Annotated in this window: 15 protein-coding genes, 2 tRNA genes and 1 riboswitch; of the genes, 7 read left to right on the top strand and 10 right to left on the bottom strand. The window is 71.7% G+C overall.

Annotated elements, in window-relative coordinates; all coding sequences use genetic code 11:
- Positions 1-48: 48 nt before the first annotated feature.
- Complete coding sequence (locus CRP56_RS20065; RefSeq protein WP_097265913.1) at positions 49-2,148, bottom strand: asparagine synthase-related protein; 2,100 nt, start codon at positions 2,146-2,148, stop codon at positions 49-51.
- Positions 2,149-2,832: 684 nt separating this feature from the next.
- Between CRP56_RS20065 and CRP56_RS20070 the strand changes: the two genes are divergently transcribed.
- The 4 genes from CRP56_RS20070 (at position 2,833) to CRP56_RS20085 (ending at position 7,846) form a co-directional block, all read left to right on the top strand.
- Complete coding sequence (locus CRP56_RS20070) at positions 2,833-4,257, top strand: hypothetical protein (protein WP_059194529.1); 1,425 nt, start codon at positions 2,833-2,835, stop codon at positions 4,255-4,257.
- Positions 4,258-4,319: 62 nt separating this feature from the next.
- A complete protein-coding gene (lhgO, locus tag CRP56_RS20075) occupies positions 4,320-5,540 on the top strand; it encodes an L-2-hydroxyglutarate oxidase (protein ID WP_097265914.1) in 1,221 nt (406 codons plus the stop codon).
- A 49-nt stretch (positions 5,541-5,589) separates the two neighbouring features.
- Positions 5,590-6,474 carry a tRNA (guanosine(46)-N7)-methyltransferase TrmB gene (gene trmB / locus CRP56_RS20080; protein ID WP_097265916.1) on the top strand — a complete coding sequence of 295 codons (885 nt, stop codon included), beginning with the start codon at positions 5,590-5,592 and terminating at the stop codon, positions 6,472-6,474.
- 52 nt (positions 6,475-6,526) lie between these two features.
- A complete protein-coding gene (locus tag CRP56_RS20085) occupies positions 6,527-7,846 on the top strand; it encodes a PrsW family intramembrane metalloprotease (protein WP_097265917.1) in 1,320 nt (439 codons plus the stop codon).
- A gap of 6 nt (positions 7,847-7,852) precedes the next feature.
- On the opposite strand, the gene CRP56_RS20090 is transcribed toward CRP56_RS20085, so the two are convergent.
- The 5 genes from CRP56_RS20090 to CRP56_RS20110 form a co-directional block, all read right to left on the bottom strand.
- Positions 7,853-8,797: an aldo/keto reductase gene (locus CRP56_RS20090; protein ID WP_097265919.1), complete on the bottom strand. Its 945-nt coding sequence runs from the start codon at positions 8,795-8,797 to the stop codon at positions 7,853-7,855.
- A gap of 61 nt (positions 8,798-8,858) precedes the next feature.
- Positions 8,859-9,893 (bottom strand): M23 family metallopeptidase, encoded by a 1,035-nt coding sequence (locus tag CRP56_RS20095; RefSeq protein WP_097265920.1) that lies wholly within the window; start codon positions 9,891-9,893, stop codon positions 8,859-8,861.
- Positions 9,894-9,904: 11 nt separating this feature from the next.
- A riboswitch (cyclic di-AMP (ydaO/yuaA leader) is annotated at positions 9,905-10,060 on the bottom strand.
- Positions 10,061-10,297: 237 nt separating this feature from the next.
- Positions 10,298-10,371, bottom strand: a tRNA-Met gene (locus CRP56_RS20100).
- Positions 10,372-10,445: 74 nt separating this feature from the next.
- A complete protein-coding gene (locus tag CRP56_RS20105; RefSeq protein ID WP_097265921.1) occupies positions 10,446-11,660 on the bottom strand; it encodes an alginate lyase family protein in 1,215 nt (404 codons plus the stop codon).
- Positions 11,661-11,739: 79 nt separating this feature from the next.
- Positions 11,740-12,867, bottom strand: a complete 1,128-nt coding sequence (locus CRP56_RS20110; RefSeq protein ID WP_097265923.1) for a dihydrofolate reductase family protein — start codon at positions 12,865-12,867, stop codon at positions 11,740-11,742.
- A 100-nt stretch (positions 12,868-12,967) separates the two neighbouring features.
- Here CRP56_RS20110 and CRP56_RS20115 point away from each other — a divergent pair, with 100 nt between their 5' ends.
- Both CRP56_RS20115 and CRP56_RS20120 read left to right on the top strand, forming a co-directional pair.
- On the top strand, positions 12,968-13,471 hold the full coding sequence (locus CRP56_RS20115; RefSeq protein ID WP_097265924.1) for a MarR family winged helix-turn-helix transcriptional regulator: 504 nt from the start codon (positions 12,968-12,970) through the stop codon (positions 13,469-13,471).
- A 135-nt stretch (positions 13,472-13,606) separates the two neighbouring features.
- Positions 13,607-14,233, top strand: a complete 627-nt coding sequence (locus CRP56_RS20120; protein ID WP_097265925.1) for a GTP cyclohydrolase II — start codon at positions 13,607-13,609, stop codon at positions 14,231-14,233.
- A 76-nt stretch (positions 14,234-14,309) separates the two neighbouring features.
- Here the strand turns inward: CRP56_RS20120 and CRP56_RS20125 are convergent, their stop codons facing one another.
- Both CRP56_RS20125 and CRP56_RS20130 read right to left on the bottom strand, forming a co-directional pair.
- A complete protein-coding gene (locus tag CRP56_RS20125) occupies positions 14,310-15,065 on the bottom strand; it encodes a leucine-rich repeat domain-containing protein (protein WP_257040843.1) in 756 nt (251 codons plus the stop codon).
- Positions 15,066-15,105: 40 nt separating this feature from the next.
- Positions 15,106-16,167 (bottom strand): oxygenase MpaB family protein, encoded by a 1,062-nt coding sequence (locus CRP56_RS20130; RefSeq protein WP_097265927.1) that lies wholly within the window; start codon positions 16,165-16,167, stop codon positions 15,106-15,108.
- 68 nt (positions 16,168-16,235) lie between these two features.
- On the opposite strand from CRP56_RS20130, the gene CRP56_RS20135 reads away from it, so the two are divergent.
- Entirely contained in the window at positions 16,236-16,886 is a 651-nt protein-coding gene (locus CRP56_RS20135; protein WP_097265928.1) for a TetR/AcrR family transcriptional regulator, read from the top strand.
- A gap of 218 nt (positions 16,887-17,104) precedes the next feature.
- Here CRP56_RS20135 and CRP56_RS20140 read toward each other — a convergent pair.
- Together CRP56_RS20140 and CRP56_RS20145 are read right to left on the bottom strand one after the other, a co-directional pair.
- Positions 17,105-17,177 (bottom strand) — tRNA-Lys (locus CRP56_RS20140).
- Positions 17,178-17,276: 99 nt separating this feature from the next.
- Complete coding sequence (locus CRP56_RS20145; protein ID WP_097265930.1) at positions 17,277-18,833, bottom strand: amino acid permease; 1,557 nt, start codon at positions 18,831-18,833, stop codon at positions 17,277-17,279.
- Between the last annotated feature and the right edge of the window lie 151 nt (positions 18,834-18,984).

Genomic DNA, 18,984 nt, shown 5'->3' on the forward strand with positions numbered 1-18,984 from the left:
GGGGCGGATGGATGGGGGTGCGTGTTGCCCGGCCCGGCGTGAGAAGGCCTATCCCCTCCGCGCCGTGGCCCCCGCCCCCAGAGCCCCCCGCTGGGGCGTGATCCCCGCCGGTACCGCACGCGCGCGGGCCGGGGTTCCGGTCCAGCAGGTTCCCCGGCGGGCCAGGAGGCGGCGCAGCCAGAGTTCCAGGGAGACCAGGTCGGCCAGGCCGTCCAGGGGAAGGGGTTCGCCCTCCGCCGCCGCCCTCAGGGCCTTGCGGACCACCCGTGCCTCCACCAGTCCCGCCTCCGCCAGCAAGGGCGTGCCGAAGAGGGCCATCAGGGAGTCGGCGGCCACCCTCAGGCCCGTGCGGGCCGCCACCGCCGCCGAGGCGTGGGAGGGGGCGCCCCAGCCCGGGGGGAGGTCGGCCACGCCGGCGCCCTGGAGCACCGTGCGCAGGATCGCGGCCCGGGCGCCGGGCTGGACGCGGAGGGCCTCGGGGAGGGCGCGGCAGGCGCGGACGACCTGGTTGTCGAGGAACGGGGCGTGCAGGCGCTGGAAGCGGATCTCGGCTGCCTGCTCCAGCACCCTCAGGTCCGCGGCGTGCCTCGCCAGCGCCGCACGCGCGCGGTAGTCGCCGGGACGTTGGCCCGGGCCCACGGCTGAACGGTTCGTCGCGCCTTGCAGGCGAACCGATACTTCAGCAAGGGCCTCGCCGGTCAGCCAGCGGGCCGCGGGGCCCGGTCTGGCCCACGTGAGCGCGGCCAGGGAAGCGCCGACCGCGCCCCCGGGTTCCTCGAAGCGGCGGTCCATCAGGCGGTCGGCCAGGACCTCGAGACCTGCCCTGTAGGGCGTCCGGGCCAGCCGGCGCGCCGCGCTGTACACGCGCGCGGGGACCATCACCGAGCCGTCCGCCTTGGCCAGCGCGGCGACCGGGCGGACCAGGTGGCGGCGTTTGCGGTCCATCAGGAGGTCGGCGAGGCGGGCCGGGTGGGCGTCCAGGACCTGGCGGGCGCCGTAGCCCGTGAAGTGGTCGGCGCTGCCGGAGGCCAGGCGGGCGCGATGGCGGGCGGCCGTCACCAGGCTCGCGCCGGGCTCGTCGGTCAGCGGGCCGTCCAGGTCGGCGTACGGCAGGGTCTCCTCACCGCCGGTCACCACCACATGGTGCAGGCGCGGGTTGGCGGCGAGGTTCCCGGCGCGTTCGAGCTCGGCCTCGCGGCCGCCCACCGCCAGGTCGTTGAAGGTGACCGCCAGGAGGCGTTCGCCCGCCCCCGTGCCGTGTCCCAGGACCGTGCCCGGCGCTCCCGGGAGGCCCGCCGCCAGCAGGGCGAGGGTGCCGGACGCGGGGCCGCCGGAAAGGTCGGCGCCGATGCCCGGGACCGGCATCCCGCGCGCGGCACGGCGTTCGGCGGGCCCCATGCCGGGCACGGGACCCGGGTCGATGTCGGCGCCGGGCACATGCCGAGGAGCCGACAAGCGCGCGCGTACCGCCTCCACCAGCGCGTCCCGTACGGCGTCCACCGCGCTGTCGGGGTCGGCCGTGGGCGCCGCCACCGCGAGGGAGGCCACCGGCTCGTACCCGGCGATCTCACGCGCTCCGGCGCGCAGGATCAGCGCGTGCCCCGGCGGAATGCGCCGTACGCCGTCGTAGGGCGTGGAGTCGTGCAGGGCCGCCGGTACGTCGGGAGCGGCCAGCAGGGCCGCCAGGTGGCCGAAGTCGAGGTTGGCCTCGATGAGGTCGGCGAGCGGGAGGGCGGCCGTCGCGTACGCCGTACCGCCGGCCCAGGGGGTGTAGAACACCGGGCGGGCGCCCGCGAGATCGCCGCACACCGTGACGCGGCGGCCCACCTGGACGACCGCGGTGTAGCTGCCGGGCCAGTTCGTCAGATGGCGAAGTGCCCCTCCGCGCGCGGCGAACAGACCGACGCGCAGTTGCTCGTCGCTCGCGCCGCAGGTGCCGAGGACGGCGATGCGGTTCTGGGCGTCGGCCTTCACCACCCGCACCTCGTCGGGGCGCCAGTCGCCGACCGCCCACAGCGGATCGGGATCGCCCCACAGGAGTTGGGACCCCACCGGGTGCACGGTCTCGCCGTCCGCACCGGTGGCCCCGGCGGAACCGATCTCGGCTGCGCCCGCTGCGGTGCTGCTCCACCCCACCAACCACCGCATGGACGCCTCCACAGGCTGTGGACAACCAGTGCACCGTACGAATCGGTTCACCATGCTGCCATGAAGGACGCGCACCGGAGGGGCGACGGAGCCGCTTGAGCTCCGCCGTGTGCGCCCCCACGCGCATGCCCGTGAAGAAGCGAACACCCGTACCAGGGAGGGGGCCTGCGACCTGAATGCGCCCCCGATACGCTCCCCCAGAACGCCCTTCGCGCCGCCAACTTCCATGGTGGGAGCGGTAATTGCCCGAGGAATGCGGGGGCGATTTTCAGCCAAATTGGCGCGGCGGAGACGGGCTCGCGCACGCTCCGTACAGGCTCTGCGCAGCGCCTCGGCAACGCGCAGTCCGGGGAACGGAGTTCGCCCCCCGGACCGTTCCGCCGCCCGCGGGGATGGAGGCGGCGGAATCCCCCAGCCCACTGGATCCAGTACAGCGGGCCGACCCACGCACGATCCATGGAACCGCTCCCCCGATGGCCGGAGAAGAGCGCACGCGCAGGCGCACGGCCACACAGCGGGAGCACGGTGGGACGGTGCGTGTGGGGCCCCGCACGCGCGTACGGGCCACAATCCCGCCATCCGGAAGAATGCCCCTTAACGCTTGGGATGCGGCGAACTACGCTGGGTTTACGAATGCCGCGTGGTTATGCCAGCGCGGCAGCCGTCTGTGTCGAGGGGTGGCGCATGTCCAGGGAGCAACGCGGGCCGAACGAAAAACTCGGCGCCGTTCTCGCCCTCGCGGGAATCAGCAACGCAGGACTCGCGCGTCGCGTCAACGATCTTGGCGCTCAACGCGGGTTGACTCTTCGCTACGACAAGACCTCGGTGGCGCGCTGGGTGTCGAAGGGCATGGTGCCGCAAGGCGCTGCGCCGCACCTCATCGCCGCCGCGATCGGCCAGAAGCTCGGCCGCCCGGTGCCGCTCCACGAGATCGGTCTGGCGGACGCGGATCCCGCACCGGAGGTGGGCCTCGCCTTCCCCAGGGACGTCGGACAGGCCGTCCGCAGCGCGACGGAGCTGTACCGGCTCGACCTCGCGGGGCGCCGGGCCGGCTCCGGCGGCATCTGGCAGTCGCTGGCCGGATCGTTCGCAGTAAGCGCGTACGCAACGCCTGCCTCACGGTGGCTGATAACCCCGGCCGACAGCTCGGTCGCGCGCGAGGTGAACCACTCCGAGGACTCCGGCGCACCGCTCAAAGTCGGCCACAGCGACGTGCAGAAACTGCGGGAGGCCGCCGAGGACGCCAGGCGCTGGGACTCCAAGTACGGAGGCGGCGACTGGCGTTCGTCCATGGTGCCGGAGTGTTTACGGGTGGAGGCGGCTCCGCTGCTGCTCGGCTCCTACTCCGACGAGGTGGGCCGGGCACTCTTCGGTGCCAGCGCCGAACTCACCCGGCTCGCCGGGTGGATGGCCTTCGACACCGGTCAGCAGGAGGCGGCGCAGCGCTACTACATCCAGGCCCTGCGGCTGGCCCGCGCGGCGGCCGACGTCCCCCTCGGGGGCTATGTACTGGCCTCCATGTCCCTCCAGGCGACCTACCGGGGCTTCGGCGACGAGGGCGTCGACCTCGCCCAGGCCGCCCTGGAGCGCAACCGGGGCCTGGCGACCGCCCGGACCATGAGCTTCTTCCGCCTCGTCGAGGCACGCGCGCACGCACGCGCGGGCGACGCGCACGCGGCGGGCGCGGCGCTGCGGGCCGCCGAGGGCTGGCTGGAGCGGGCGCGGGACGGCGACCAGGACCCGTCCTGGCTCGGCTTCTACTCCTACGACCGGTTCGCCGCCGACGCGGCCGAGTGCTACCGCGACCTCAAGGCACCGCGCCAGGTGCGCCGCTTCACGGAGCAGGCGCTGTCGCAGCCGACGGAGGAGTTCGTGCGCTCGCACGGACTGCGGCTCGTCGTCTCGGCGGTCGCCGAGCTCGAGTCGGGCAATCTCGATGCGGCATGCGAGCAGGGCGTGCGGGCGGTGGAGGTCGCGGGGCGCATCTCGTCGGCCCGCACCACCGAGTACGTGAAGGACCTGCTGCACCGCCTGGAGCCGTACGGCGACGAGCCGCGGGTGGTGGAGCTGCGGGAGCGGGCGAGGCCCCTGCTGATGGCTCCGGCATAGCCGCTGTCGCATCCCGCGTTTGAAGGGACTGTCAGTGGCGCAGTGCACTATCGAGGTGGGAGGTGGTGCATGTGCGCTCGGCCGTCGCTTACGACTGTGACGTGCTCGTGATCGGTGGGGGCATCGTCGGCTTGTCCACGGCGTACGCGATCACGCGTGCCGCGCCCGGGACGCGGGTGACCGTCCTGGAGAAGGAGGCGGGGCCGGCCCGGCATCAGACGGGGCGGAACAGCGGGGTCATCCACAGCGGGATCTACTACCGCCCGGGGTCGCTCAAGGCGCGGTACGCCGTCAAGGGCGCCGCGGAGATGGTGAAGTTCTGCGCGGAGTACGGCATCGCGCACGCGGTCACCGGCAAGCTGATCGTCGCCACCGAGCGGGACGAGCTGCCGCGGCTGCACGGCCTGGTGCAGCGCGGCCGGGAGAACGGCATTCCGGTGCGCGAGCTGGGCCCCGCCCAGATCTCCGAGTACGAGCCGGAGGTCGAGGGCCTCGCCGCCATACACGTCGGCACGACCGGCGTGTGCGACTTCGTCGGCGTCGCCCGGCAGCTCGCGGCGGCGTCCGGGGCGGAGATCCGGTACGGCGCGCGGGTCGAGCGGATCGACCGGCGCCCGGCACTGGGGGTCGCCGTGCGCACCACCGCCGGGGACGTGGTCCGCGCGCGTGTGCTGGTGAACTGCGCCGGGCTGCACTGCGACGAGGTGGCGCGGCTGGCCGGGGACGACCCGGAGATGCGGATCGTGCCGTTCCGGGGCGAGTACTACGAGCTGGCGCGGCCCGAACTGGTGCGAGGGCTGGTGTATCCGGTGCCGGACCCGGCGTTCCCGTTCCTCGGGGTGCATCTCACGCGCGGGATCGACGGCGGCGTGCACATCGGGCCCAACGCGGTGCCGGCGCTCGCCCGGGAGGGGTACGGATGGGGTGTCGTACGGCCTCGGGAGCTGGGCGCGACGCTCGCCTGGCCCGGGTCGTGGCACATCGCGCGGCAGCACTGGCGGTACGGGGCCGGGGAGCTGCGGCGGTCGGTGTCCAAGGCGGCGTTCACGCGGGCGGTGCGGCGGCTGTTGCCCGCGGTGCGGGAGGACGACCTGGTGCCCACGGCGGCGGGGGTGCGGGCGCAGGCCGTGCTGCGGGACGGGACGCTGGTGGACGACTTCCTGATCAAGGAGGGCGCGCGGACGGTCCACGTACTGAACGCACCGTCCCCGGCGGCGACGGCTTCGCTGCCGATCGGGCGGGAGGTTGCGAGGAGGGCGTTGGCTGTACTGGCCGAGGGCTGAGCGGGCGGGTCGGCGACGAAGCCAGCAACGCCAGTAAAATCGACCCACTGTGTCTGACTCCCCCAACACCCCCGAAGCCACCCAGCCCACCGCCACCCCCGGTGAGCCGGCCCCGCACGCCCCCGGCGAAGCGGCCGAGCACACCCCCGGCGTCTCCGTCCGGCACACCCGGTTCAAGGGTGAGCCCCGGTTCCCCGACGGGCCCACGCCGGACCCCGCCGGGTCTCACTTCGAACGGCGGATCCGGAGTTTTCAGCCGCGGCGGAGCCGGGTGACCGCCGGGCAGGCCGACGCGTTGCAGCGGCTGTGGCCCAAGTGGGGGCTGGACATCGACGGGCGGGGGGTCCTCGACCTGGAGGAGCTGTTCGGCAACGCCCATCCCGTCGTCCTGGAGATCGGCTTCGGCATGGGTGAGGCCACCGCGCAGATGGCCGCCGCCGACCTCGGCACCAACATCCTCGCCGTCGACGTGCACACCCCCGGCCAGGGCAACCTGCTCAACCTCGCCGACCAGAACGGCCTGTCCAACGTCCGCGTCGGCAACGGCGACGCCATCATCCTGCTGCGCGAGATGCTCGCCCCCGACTCCCTCGACGGGCTGCGCGTCTACTTCCCCGACCCCTGGCCGAAGAAGCGGCACCACAAGCGGCGGCTGATCCAGCCGGAGTTCCTCAGCCTCGCCGCGACCCGCCTCAAGCCGGGCGCGATCGTGCACTGCGCGACCGACTGGGAGCCGTACGCCGAACAGATGCTCGAAGTGCTCACGGCGCACCCGGACTTCGAGAACACCCAGGCCGACGGCGGTTTCGCGCCGCGTCCCGACTACCGGCCGCTGACCCGTTTCGAGGGCCAGGGACTGGACAAGGGACATGTCGTGAACGACCTGCTCTTCCGTCGCGTACCGCACGACACCTCACCCCCCACCGGCGCCTGAGCTCAGTTTTCCCCCCTGCGGGCGGCGCCTCTGACTCGTTAGGGTCGATGCCGTGACCACCTTTCCCCCGTACCCCACGCACCCTCCCACCGGCCCCGCCGGCGGTGCGCTGCGGCACGCGCACTGGTGGCAGCGGAAGTGGGTGCGCTACGGCGCCCTCACCACCCTGCTGGCCCTGTCCGGGCTCGTCATCCTCGCCCTGGTGCGCGAACAGACCGGCACCGAGGGCTTCCTGGTCGGCCTCGGCCTCGCGATCCTCCCCGTGCCGCTGCTCATAGCCGCGTTCCGCTGGCTGGACCGCGTCGAACCGGGCCCCTGGCGCAATCTGCTGTTCTGCTTCGCCTGGGGCGCCTGCGCGGCAGCGCTGATAGCGATCGTCGCCAACAGCTTCGCGACGAGATGGATAGCCACCGCGACGGCCGACCCGTCCAGCGCGGACACCCTGGGTGCCACGGTCATAGCGCCCATCGTGGAGGAGTCCGCGAAGGCCGCCGCCGTCCTGCTGGTCTTCCTGTTCCGCAGACGGGACTTCACGGGGATCGTCGACGGCGTGGTGATAGCCGGGGTCACCGCCACCGGCTTCGCGTTCACCGAGAACATCCTCTACCTCGGCACCGCCTTCGGCACCGACCAGCTCACCGGCGACCGCGGCATCGCGTCCGTGACCGCGGCGACGTTCTTCGTGCGCGTGATCATGTCCCCGTTCGCGCACCCCCTGTTCACGGTCCTCACCGGCATCGGCTTCGGCATCGCCGCCCTCTCCGCGGACCGCCACCACCTCCGCCGCGTCCTCTTCCCCCTCTCCGGCCTGCTGCTCGCGATGGGCATGCACGCCGTCTGGAACGGCTCGTCCACCTTCGGGGAGTACGGCTTCTTCGCCGTGTACGCGGCCTTCATGGTCCCCGCGTTCGGGCTGCTGACCTGGCTGGTCATCTGGACCCGGCAGCGCGAGCTGAGGACCGTCCGCGAGGAACTGCCCGCCTACGCCGTCGCCGGCTGGCTCACCCCCGCCGAACCCTTCGCGCTCGGCTCGATGCGGGCCCGGCGCATCGCCCGCCAGTACGCCCGCCATCACGCCGGACGGCCCGCCGCGCGGGCGGTCGCGCAGTACGAGGCCTACGCGACGTCGCTGGCGTTCCTGCGGCACCGGGGGCGCCGTGGCCGCGCCGGCGCCGACTTCGTCGTACGGGAGCGGGAGTTGCTGCACGAGCTGTGGGCCCGGCGGGACGTCGCCCGCCCGGCGCTCGACCACGCGGCCCGGACGACGGCACCGCCGGTCCCGGTGGTGGCGGCGCCGTGGCCGATGTACGGGGTGTACGGGTACGGCCAGCAGCCGGCGCCGTACCCCGCGTACAACCCCTACCAGACCTGACGAGAGCTACGCGGACGCCTCCGTGAGCCGCTGCACCTCGGCCTCCGTGAGGGTCACCTCCGCGACCTTGAGGAGCGCCGGCAGCTGGTCCACCACTCGCGCCGAGGCGATCGGGGCCGCCACCGTCGGCTGCGCGGCGAGCCAGGCCAGGGCGATCGTGGCGACCGGCACCCGGTGGGCCTCGGCGATGTCGTCGAGGGCGGCGAGCACCTTGCGGCCCCGCTCGGTCTGCAGGTGCTTGCCGGCGCCGGCGGCCCGGGCACCCTCCACCACCTCGCCCTCGCGGTACTTGCCGGTGAGGAACCCGGAGGCGAGGGCGTAGTACGGGACGGCGGCGAGGCCGGTGCGCTCCGCCAGGTCCTGCAGCTCACCCTCGTACGTCTCACGCGAGACCAGGTTGTAGTGCGGCTGGAGTGCCACGTACCGGGCCAGGCCCTCGCGCTCGGAGAAGGCCAGCGACTTCTCCAGCCGCTCGGCGGAGATGTTGGACGCGGCGATGTGCCGCACCTTGCCCGCCTTCACCAGCTCGTCCAGCGCGCCGATGATCTCCTCGACCGGCACCTCGGGCTTGTCGAAGTGCGTGTAGTAGAGGTCGATGTGGTCGGTGCCCAGGCGGCGCAGGGAGGCGTCCGCGGCCGCCTTGATGTTGGCGGCCCGCAGACCCTGGAACTCCGGGTGCTGGCTGACCTTCGTGGCGATCACGACGTCGTCGCGGTTGCCGCGCGCCTTGATCCACTTGCCGATGATCGTCTCGGACTCGCCACCCGAGTTGCCCTCCGCCCAGTTCGAGTAGGAGTCGGCGGTGTCGACGAAGTTGCCGCCCGCGGCGGCGTAGGCGTCGAGGACGGCGAAGGACTGCGCCTCGTCGGCGGTCCAGCCGAAGACGTTGCCGCCGAGGGAGAGCGGGAAGACCTCGAGATCGGACGTGCCCAGCTTGCGAAGAGAAGTCATGTACGGGAACAACACCGATTCCGGAAACCGGTATTCCGTACACAACGACCCACGCGGGAGGTCAGGGGTTGAGCCCCTTGCTCCGCAGCCACGCCATCGGGTCGATGCCGGTGTCCGCCCCGCCCGGGTGGACCTCCAGGTGCAGGTGGGCACCGGTCACGTTGCCGGTCGCGCCCACGCGTCCGATGACATCGCCGGTGCCGACCTTCTGGCCGACGCTGACGCTGATCGAGGACTGGTGGCAGAACCACAGCTCGGTGCCGTCGTCGAGGGTGAGGATCGTGCGGTAGCCGTAGGAGCCGGCCCAGCCGGCCTCCGTGATGGTGCCGCTGTGGATCGCCTTGATCAGCGTGCCCGTGGGGGCCGCGAAGTCCAGACCGGTGTGGTAGCCGGAGGACCACAGCGAACCGGCCTGACCGAAGGTCCCCGTGATGGTGTACGACGAGGTCGGCAGCGTGAACTGCTTGGCGAGCTCGGCGAGGCGCTTGGCCTCGGCCTCCTTCGCGGCCTTCTCCTCGGCGGCCTTCTTCGCCGCGGCGGCGTCGTCGGCGGCCTGCTTGAGCGCGGCGGCCTCGGCCTTCGCGGTCTGCGTGGCGACCTCGGCCTCGGCGGCCAGCTGCGCCTTGTTGTCGACCTGGTTCTGCTGGCTCTCGGCCTGCGCCATGATCCGGTTGCGCAGCGCCTCACCGGCGTCCGAGCCGCTCTCGGCGGTCTGCGTGGCGCTGGTGGCCAGGCTGCTGAGGGCGGTGGCGGAACCCTTGGGGGCCTCGTCGTCACCGCCGAAGACGCCGCCCACGTTGGGCAGGTCGGGGATCGAGATGGAGACCGGCGGCTTGCCGGTGTTGGCGCTGGCCATGCCGCCCGCGCCGACGGCGGCTATGACACCGACGCCCAGGACCGTGGAGCTGCGGGCGAGTCCTCCGCCGCGCTGCTTGGCCACCCGGTGTTTGCCACGCGGCGGACGGAGGGAGTCCTCGGTGGGATTCCAGACGTCCTGCGGGCCCTCGTCATGGTGGTAGCTGCCGTAGCCGAAGGCATCGGTGCTGCGCTGGCTCGGCACATACGGGGCCTCGGGGGCAGGCCGGTTTGACGCCACGTGGGCGTGCTCCTTTCCTTCCTTCTCGCCTACCGGGTTAGCTGACGGGTTCGGAGCAGGAAGGTCTCCTACGCGCGTAAACCGCCGTGGTTCACGGCGACTTACGCGTGATTCACCCCAAGTTGGTGGTTCCCCGGTTCCCTTGCGGGATTCGGCGCGTGCGCACGGAGCCGACTCTTGTGACGGCTGGGACGACCGCGCTGCGTTATCGAACGTTAATAGACCCGGGGTACGGATTCCAAGCTGTTCTGCTTGATCATTAACCTTTTTCGGCAGGACGTAGGGGTCATGGCCGGTGAAAAACGGGCGAGTTGACCCCGCCGACGCCGCCGACGCTCAGTAAGGACCCGGACAACGACTCAGGGCCGGAATCCATTGACTGGATTCCGGCCCTGGGCCTTCAGTAGCGGGGACAGGATTTGAACCTGCGACCTCTGGGTTATGAGCCCAGCGAGCTACCGAGCTGCTCCACCCCGCGTCGTTGAAACCAGCATACGCCATCCGCGGGACCGCTCGCGCCACCTTTACGTCGCCCCAGCTCACGAGCGGTTCTCAGGTGCCGGGATTGCCCGCGTGGGTCAGGGTCTCCCAGGAGACGAAGAGGTTGTCGGTGCCGGCCGGGCGGGTCTCCTCGGCGAGCTTGTGGGCGGCCGGGACGGCGATGCCGAGGCGGTTCTCCAGGTGGTTGAGGGCGACCTCCAGGTCGGGACCCATGTTCCGGTCCACCTTGCCGCCGCACAGCCACACGGGCGCGGACTCCCCCGCCTGGTACCGGGCGTGGAAGGCGAGGGTGGCCTTGAGCCGGTCCTTCACCTCGCCGTACAGGTCGATGCCCTGGTGCCAGGCGGTCTCGGCGACATGGGCGGTGGCGGCGACGGAGTAGCCGACGTGCTTGAAGTTGCGGCAGGTCTCCTGGGACATGCCGTCCTTGTACGTCCGCTGCCCGAACCAGTACGTCGTGAGCTTCTGCGGGGTGTTGACGGTCGACCCCTTCGGCGTGAGCGGCAGCTTGCCGTCCTTCGCCAGGTAGAAGTAGGCGGGCACGCGCTCGCGGAACCGTTCCAGGGCGTGGTCGAAGGCCTTGCGGTCCTCCAGGAAGACGGCGATCCCGATGGCGGCGTCGGTCATCACCAGATCCCAGTTGCCGTTGTAGTCGGGGACCTTGCGGGTGACGGTCGGCAGATACGCCGTGCGCAGCATGGTCGCGAACCGGGCGACCCGGTCCGCCGGCCAGCCCGCGCCGGGACTGTGCCGGACGATCTCGGCGGCCCGCGCCCACGTCGACCCGGCCCACCCGGTCTGCAACCCGGCGTCCTCCTCGGTGTGCCGCCGCATCTTCGCCGACCAGGCGTCCAGGATCTCCCTGGCCTTCACGGCGTGCTGCTGCTTGCCGGTGATCCGGAAGAGCAGGGCCTGGGTGTAGGCGGCGATGGCGTCCTCGCGCTCCTCGACACACCCGTGCGCGGGCCGGTCGGCGTGGTCACCACCCGGGCAGTCGACGCTGGCGTACGGCTCGGGCCGGTAGTCGTACGCCCCGTACTTGCTGTCCCGCATGTCGAGGTAGGCCTTGAGCCACGGCTGCTTCCCCGCGGTGACGTTCTTCTTCACGGCCTCCAGCTGCGCCTCGCTGACGAGCACGCCGGGGTGGGTGAAGGCGGTGTCCGGGGGGAGGGCGCGGGCCATGGTGCGGGTGGCGGCACCGGTCCCCGCGCAGGCGGTGGCGAGGAGCGGGGCCAGCAGGAGGGCGGCGGTGAGTCGGGGCCTCATAGGGGAAGCGTGGACCGGGGGTTGCCGGGGCGCAGGATCTGTTGGTCCGATCGGTCGGCCGGGCCGCGGGGTCCCGCGTTCAGGGCGACAGGTGCTTGTTCGGCGCCTTCGCCCGCTCCTCGTACTCCGGCAGTACGACGACGTCGACACCCTGCGCCGCCAGCAGCCCGTTGCCGTCCGCCGCCGTCACGAACGTGTCCGGCTCCCGCCAGGCCGTCACCACCCGCCGTACCCCCGCGTCGAGGATCAGCCGGGCGCAGGGCGCGGGGCGGGAGGCGCGGCGGGCGCAGGGCTCCAGGCTGCTGTAGACGGTCGCCGACGCCAGCCGGGGGTCGTGTACGTCGATCTTCGCCAGCGCGGCCTCCTCCGCGTGTACGACGGGGTCGTCGCCCTCCCTCGAATACCCGCGGGCGAGTTCCGTGCCGTCGGCGGCGACCACGACCGCGCCGACGCTGAACGCGGTCCGCGAGGGCGGGCAGAGCGTCGCCAGTTCACAGGCGAGGCGGAGCCAGTGGTGGTCGGCGGGCGTGGCGAGCGGGCCGGTGCCGGGGGCCGTGGGCTCGTAGCGCATGAGGACCACGTCCTCGATCCGCCGGGTCTCCACCAGCCGCAGCCGGCCGCCTTGGTAACCGCCCGGGCCGAAGAGGCGGGGCGCCTCCGGGGTGCCGACGAACAACGGGGCCAGCACCAGCTGGAGTTCGTCGGCGAGGCCCAGCTGGAGGAGCTGGGTATGGATGCGGCCGCCGCCCTCGACCATGAGGCGGTCCACGCCCCGGGCGGTGAGATCGGCCAGCAGGCGGTGCCAGTCGAGGTCGGCGCCGAGGGAGACGACGTCGGCGGCGAGGCCGTGCGCCTCGGCACGCTCGGCGCCCTTGTCCGTCGTATAGACGACCTTGTCGCCGCCCGTGTGCCAGAAGTTCGCCGCCGGGTCCAGCTCGCCCGAGCCGCTGACCGTGACCTTCAGGGGGTACTCCGGCTTGCCCGCCGCCACCCGGGCCGCGCGGCGCTCCGCGGAGTTCACCAGCAGGCGCGGGTTGTCGGCGCGGATGGTGCCGGCGCCGATCAGGATCGCGTCGACGGAGGCGCGGACCTCGTCGACGCGGTCGAAGTCGGCCGGGGAGGAGAGCAGGAGCCGGTCGGGGCCGGTGTCGTCGAGGTAGCCGTCGAGGGAGACGGCGGCGGAGAGGAGGACGTACGGGTGGGGCATCGGCGCGGTCCCTCTCGCTGAGATGTGTGCCGTGACGCGCTGCGGCATGCTGTGACGTGGCACTCTTGGTTCAAGTTTGAAGCAAACCTACACTGGGGGCATGACGACTCGCTGGCTCACCCCCGAGGAGCAGCGCGCCTGGCGCGCGTACATGGCCGCGGCGCACCTCCTGGAGGACGCGATCGACCGGCAGCTCCAGCAGGACGCCGGCATGCCGCACCTGTACTACTCCATCCTGGCCACTCTCTCCGAGGCGCCGGAACGCAGGCTGCGGATGACCGAGCTCGCCGAGGGGCTGAAGATCACGCGGCCGCGGCTCACGTACGCCGTGACCCGGCTGGAGAAGGACGGGCTGGTCGGGCGCGAGAGCTGTCGGTGGGACAAGCGCGGCAGCGTCGCCGTCCTGACCGACGAGGGCATGGCGGAGGTGGAGCGGGCGGCGCCGGGACATGTCGAGGCGGTCCGCTCCGCGATCTTCGACCGGCTCAGCCCGGAGCAGGTGGGGCAGCTGGAGGAGATCTCCCGCGTGATCGCGGACGGGCTCCAGGAGGACACGGGGGACGAGGTTCCGTGGCGGCGGCGGTCGTCGTCGCCCTGTTCGTGACGAACGGCCCGTGACGAACGGCCCGTGACAAGCGTCATATATCTGTTGCTTCAAATTTAAAGCATGGGATAGGGTCTCGAACCGTAGATCTGCTTCAAATCTGAAGCAGACATGTCTACGGACCGGAGTACCCGCATGACCGACATCCCCGCCGCAACCCAGCGCTCCCGTGTCCGCGTGCCCCTGCGCTTCGGTGACGGCTACCGCGTCGACTCCGAGCTGGTCACCTTCCACGGACTGGTCGACGGCCAGGAACACCTGGCGGTCGTCCTCGGCGAGCCGGGCCCCAACCCCCTGGTCCGGCTGCACTCCGAGTGCCTCACCGGCGACGTCTTCGGCTCCGCCCGCTGCGACTGCGGCCCGCAGCTGCGCGAGGCGGTCGAGCGCATCGCCGAACGCGGCGGCGTGCTGCTGTACCTCCGCCAGGAGGGCCGCGGCATCGGTCTCTACAACAAGCTCGACGCCTACGCCCTCCAGGACCAGGGCCTCGACACCTACGCCGCGAACACCGCGCTGGGCCTGCCCGAGGACGGCCGTGACTACACGGCGGCCGCGCAGATGCTGAAGGCCCTGGGCATCGAGTCGCTGGACCTGCTGTCCAACAACCCCGACAAGGCGGGCCAGTTGCGCGACCTCGGCATCGACGTCCGCGACCGCGTCCCCACCGGCGTCTTCACCACCGCCCACAACGTCCGCTACCTGCGGGCCAAGGTGCTCCAGACCCAGCACACGCTGCCCCTGGGCGAGCTGAGCGTCGGATAACCGCCGGCGCGACCACGGCGATCCTCGGGGTCTCCTCGAAGGTGGTGACGGTGTGGAGGGCCTTCGTCTCCGTCTCCTACGCCAGGACCACGCACCCCCGCCGCTCCAGCTCGGCCACGAGCGGCGACGAGGGGTTCACGGCGTTCCAGCGCAGGTCCAGCTTCTCCAGCGCGGGCAGGCCGGTGAGCCAGGCCGGCAGGTCGGTGAGGTGATTGCCGCGCAGGTCCAGGTGGCGCAGGCGGGGGAGGCCGGCGAGGGCGTCCGGGAGGTCGGTGAGGGCGTTGTCCCGCAGCTCCAGGTGGCGCAGCTCGCGCAGGCCGGAGACGGACGAGGGCAGGCCGGTGAGCCGGTTGCCGCGGAGCCAGAGCTCGCGCAGGGCGGGGAGGTGGCCGATGCCGTCCGGCAGGGTGGTGAGCAGGTTGTGCTGGGCCCGGAGTTCGACGAGCCCGGTCATCCGGCCGACGGCGTCCGGGAGTTCGGCGAGCTTGTTCTCGCCGACGTTGAGATAGCGCAGCCGGGTGAGGTCGCCGAGGGTGTCGGGGAGTTCGGCGAGGTCGTTGTCGTGCAGGTAGAGGAAGCCGGAGAGGCCGGTCAGGGCACCGAGTTCGGGCGGCACCGAGGTGAGGTGGTTGTGGCCGAGGTCCAGCGTGGTCAGACGGTGGAGTCGGCCGATGGCGGGCGGAAGGTGAGTGAGGCCGTTGTCGGCGAGGATCAGCACCTGAAGCTCGGTGCGCTGCCACACCGACTCGGGGACATGACTCAGCTCGCGGCGCCAGAGGTTGAGGACGTGGCGTGCGGCGTCGGCGCTCATGCTCACCGGTGACATCGACATGGGCCCAACCTACGTCGCCTGCACAGGCGTTGGCCTCCCGTTACGTGAGCGGCCCGAGGATCTCCTGGGACTCGACAAGGCCCTGCTCGCTGGGCGCCTCGCCGTGCTCGAAGACGCGGGCCGCCTGCCGGGCCCGGAAGTCGAGGTGGGCGTCGGCGGGCTTGGGGTAGCCGTGGCGGGCGCGGGCCTCGGCCGGCGTCAGCACCTCCTGCGTGCGGGGCGGGACGCCGAGCTTCATCGGCGCGATCACCGGGACCGTGGAGGGCGAGAGCCGTCCTATCAGGAGCAGTTCGAGCCGGGAGCTCAGATGGGCGAGCGCGAAGGCCGTCTTCATGACGGGCACGATGAGCGTGTCGAGGAGGCGTGACTGCCGGATGCCGGCCAGCTCTCGCATCCAGCGCGGCAGGGTGGCGACCGTGGCGATGCGCTGAGCCCGCGCGACGGCGAGGCTCGCGGGCTTCGCCCACCACGGCGTCGGCGGCAGCACGAGCTCGGTCCTGAGCAGGTGGTTCATGGCCTGCTTGGCGATCGGGCTGGCGGACAGCCGCGGGCGCGTCTCGGCGAAGTACGCCCGGATGCCCTCCCGGCTGCGCGGTACGTCGTCCGGGGAGCAGGTCTGCAGCTCCGCGGCGAGGGCGCAGGCCTCCCAGTACTCCGTCTCCTCTTGCTCGGTGAGCTTGCCGGGGCCGTACTTCTCGTACGCGTAGAGGATCGAGTGCCAGCCGGTGAGCTGGATCCACAGCTGGGAGGCGGGGTCGTTGGCGTCGTAGGTGCCACCGCCGTACGGCAGCTCGCCGATCGCCTTGGAGTGGACCTTGACCAGGACGTCCGCGGCCTGGCAGACCTCACGGGTGCCGGCGAAGGCCACCATCGCGAAGTACCGCAGCGTGCGGTCGTAACGGGTGCGGGCGCGCCGGTAGATGCCCTGGGTCGCATGGACGGCGGCGACGAGCGGCGGGTCGAGTTCCTCGACGACCACGGCGCGCTGGAACCCCACGGTCGGGGCGGTCGGATAGCTCCAGACCTTCCACACGACCGACCCGGGCCCGAAGAACCCGTAGTCCTCGTGCGGTATGACGTCACCGCGCCTCAACTTGGCCATGAAGCCGCCGCCCCTCACATACGACACTGGTGTCTTAAATTAAGACACGCCTGTCGTAAACTGCCAAGGTGTCGACCCACGCGACTTCCGGAGACCGGCCCCGCAAGCGACGCCCCTACGCCCCCCGCGTCCCGATCGAGCAGCGCCGCGAGCAGTTGCTGGACGCCGCCCTCGCCGTGATCGTGAGCGACGGCTACGACCGGATCTCCATCGACGCCGTTGCCAAGCGGGCCGACGTCGCCCGGTCCGTGGTCTACGGCGCCTACGACAACCTCGACACCCTGCTGACCGCGCTGCTCGACCGGCAGCAGGCCCGCGCCTTCGACCGCCTGCTCGCCACGCTGCCCGACTCCACCGAGTCACCCGACCCGGCCGAGTTCGCCGCGGAGACCGTACGCCGCATGTCGGCGATGCTCCATCAGGACCCGGACACCTGGCGGCTGATCCTGTCGCCGCCCGGCAACATGCCCGCCGTCGTCCGCGACCGCATCGAGGCGGACCGGGAGCGTTTCCGGCACCTGGTCGAGGCGTGGCTCTCTCACGCCCTGACCGGCCCGGGTCCCGACTCCCTCGACCCGCGCATCCTCGCCCACGCCTTGGTCGCCTGCGCCGAACACTTCGGCCGCCTGGCCCTCACGGCCCCCGGCACCTTCGACCCGGCGCACCTGATCGACCAGGTGAGGCTGATCCTCGGGGCGCTGTGGCCACGGACGCGCTGACCCCATGAACAAGTCGGTGGGGCGTAGCCGTCCGCCCCCCCATCCTCTGGGGGAGGAAAGACGGCCCCTGCTAGGTCCCCCGGCCCGGCGGGGGCCGTCGCACGTTCACCATGATCGTTGGACTCTCGGGCCAGCTACGGGCCAGCCCGCGATCATGAGGCTCTACCAAAACGGACACGCCCCCAGCTCGAACTACCTCTGAGCTGGGGGCGAATCGGTAGGCCCTGTGGGACTCGAACCCACAACCAATGGATTAAAAGTCCACTGCTCTGCCAATTGAGCTAAGGGCCCCAGGCGATGTTGCCTCCCCGAGCATAGCCGGACGCGGCCGTCTCTCCGATCGGGTATCGGGGACACGGCCGCGCCGGGGTCGGGTACCGGCCGCAAAGGTCACGGATCGACCGGTTCGGGGGCGCCCTTGCGGGCCGCCTCCCGGGCCCGCGTGCGCTCGTGCTCGGGGTTGAGGAACCAGTGCCGGGCCGAGGCCAGCCACCAGGCCGCCGCGAAGCCGAGGACCGCGAGGACGGCCACCGGCGCGTAGTTGAAGGTCTCCCAGGTGACCGGCGAGACCTGCGGGAGCATGAACAGGACCGTGATCACGCCGACCCACACCACCGACACCACGCCGATCGCCCGGGACCAGCGGCCCAGATGCCAGGGTCCGCGCTCGAACTCCTCGCCCTTGCGCAGCCGCAGCAGGGTCGGGATGACGTAGGCGATGTAGAGGCCGATCACCGCCACCGAGGTCACCGCCGCGTAGGCCGTGTAGTTGATCAGGTACGGCAGCCCCAGCAGCAGCGCCCCGCCCGCCGCCAGCCACACGGCCGCCACGGGCGTGCGGGTGCGCGGGCTGACGGTGTGCCAGAGGCGCGAGTACGGGAGGGCGCCGTCGCGCGAGAACGCGTAGATCATGCGGCTGTTGGCGGTTACCGACGCCATCCCGCAGAACAGCTGCGCCCCGATGACGACCAGGAGCAGCAGCTTGCCGCTCGTCGCGCCCAGCGCGTCCAGCAGGATCTGGGCGGGCGGCGCCCCCGTCTTGGAGTTCAGGGCACCGTCGTAGGACTGGATGGCGAACGTGAAGCCGAGCAGCAGCACGAAGCCGGCGATCCACGACGTCCAGATCGACCGCACGATCCCCTTCGGGCCGGCCGTCGAGGCGTCGTGGGTCTCCTCGGTCATGTGGGCGGAGGCGTCGTAGCCGGTGAAGGTGTACTGGGCCATCAGCAGCCCGAGCGCGACCACGTACACCCCGCTCCCCCAGCCCGTGTTGTTCACGAACTCGCCGAACACGAAGGACGCCGTCTGGTGGTGGTCGGGGGCGAAGGTCAGCGCGCCGACGATGAGCGCGACGCCGATCACGTGCCACCACACGCTCACGCTGTTCAGCAGGGCCACGATCCGCACGCCGAAGGTGTTGAGCAGGCCGTGCAGGACGAGGATCGCGGCGAAGAGCAGGATCGTCCGCCCCGGTGTCACCTTGAAGTCGAACTGGAGGTTCAGGTAGGCGCCCAGGAAGGACGCGGCCCCGAAGTCGATGCCGGCGGTCACGGCGACCTGCCCGAGCACGTTGAACCAGCCCGTGAACCACGCCCACGCGGCGGCGGTCCGGGGCGGGGCCAGCCGGTGGGCCCAGAAGTACAGGCCCGCGGAGGTCGGGTACGCCGAACAGATCTCGGCCATCGACAGCCCGACGAACAACGTCATCAGCCCGACCGCCACCCAGCCCCAGGTGATCACCGCGGGGCCGCCGGTGTTCATCCCGAACAGATACAGCGTCAGACAGCCCGACAGGACCGAGATGATCGTGAAGGAGACCGCGTAGTTGGAGAACGCCGACATACGGCGGGCAAGGACCTGCGTGTAACCGAGCTGGGCCAGCCGTTCCTCGTCCGACAGGCCGGATGGCCCCTTGGACGGCCCGCTCGCTATCGCGTCATCTGTCATGCCCCCAGCACTTCCCTCGCCGGAGTCGTGACACACGTCACAGCATGGCCAAAAAGTGCCGTGCGACCGCAGCCCCGCCCCAGCCCGCGCAACTGCCCCTGAAACGCCGAAGGGCCCGTACGACCGAAGTCGTACGGGCCCCTCTCGATCA

Origin of the sequence: Streptomyces sp. TLI_55 (assembly GCF_900206255.1) — a bacterium.
In the GTDB taxonomy this organism is placed as follows: Bacteria; Actinomycetota; Actinomycetes; order Streptomycetales; family Streptomycetaceae; genus Streptomyces; species Streptomyces aquilus.

What these genes read in the sequence shown, in the direction of transcription:
- CRP56_RS20090 (WP_097265919.1), bottom strand. Translation starts at nt 8,797, where the DNA reads ATGACTTCTCTTCGCAAGCTGGGCACGTCCGATCTCGAGGTCTTCCCG.
- CRP56_RS20120 (WP_097265925.1), top strand. Translation starts at nt 13,607, where the DNA reads ATGACCGACATCCCCGCCGCAACCCAGCGCTCCCGTGTCCGCGTGCCC.
- CRP56_RS20145 (WP_097265930.1), bottom strand. Translation starts at nt 18,833, where the DNA reads ATGACAGATGACGCGATAGCGAGCGGGCCGTCCAAGGGGCCATCCGGC.
- CRP56_RS20130 (WP_097265927.1), bottom strand. Translation starts at nt 16,167, where the DNA reads ATGGCCAAGTTGAGGCGCGGTGACGTCATACCGCACGAGGACTACGGG.
- CRP56_RS20125 (WP_257040843.1), bottom strand. Translation starts at nt 15,065, where the DNA reads ATGTCGATGTCACCGGTGAGCATGAGCGCCGACGCCGCACGCCACGTC.
- CRP56_RS20065 (WP_097265913.1), bottom strand. Translation starts at nt 2,148, where the DNA reads ATGCGGTGGTTGGTGGGGTGGAGCAGCACCGCAGCGGGCGCAGCCGAG.
- CRP56_RS20115 (WP_097265924.1), top strand. Translation starts at nt 12,968, where the DNA reads ATGACGACTCGCTGGCTCACCCCCGAGGAGCAGCGCGCCTGGCGCGCG.
- CRP56_RS20105 (WP_097265921.1), bottom strand. Translation starts at nt 11,660, where the DNA reads ATGAGGCCCCGACTCACCGCCGCCCTCCTGCTGGCCCCGCTCCTCGCC.
- CRP56_RS20070 (WP_059194529.1), top strand. Translation starts at nt 2,833, where the DNA reads ATGTCCAGGGAGCAACGCGGGCCGAACGAAAAACTCGGCGCCGTTCTC.
- CRP56_RS20110 (WP_097265923.1), bottom strand. Translation starts at nt 12,867, where the DNA reads ATGCCCCACCCGTACGTCCTCCTCTCCGCCGCCGTCTCCCTCGACGGC.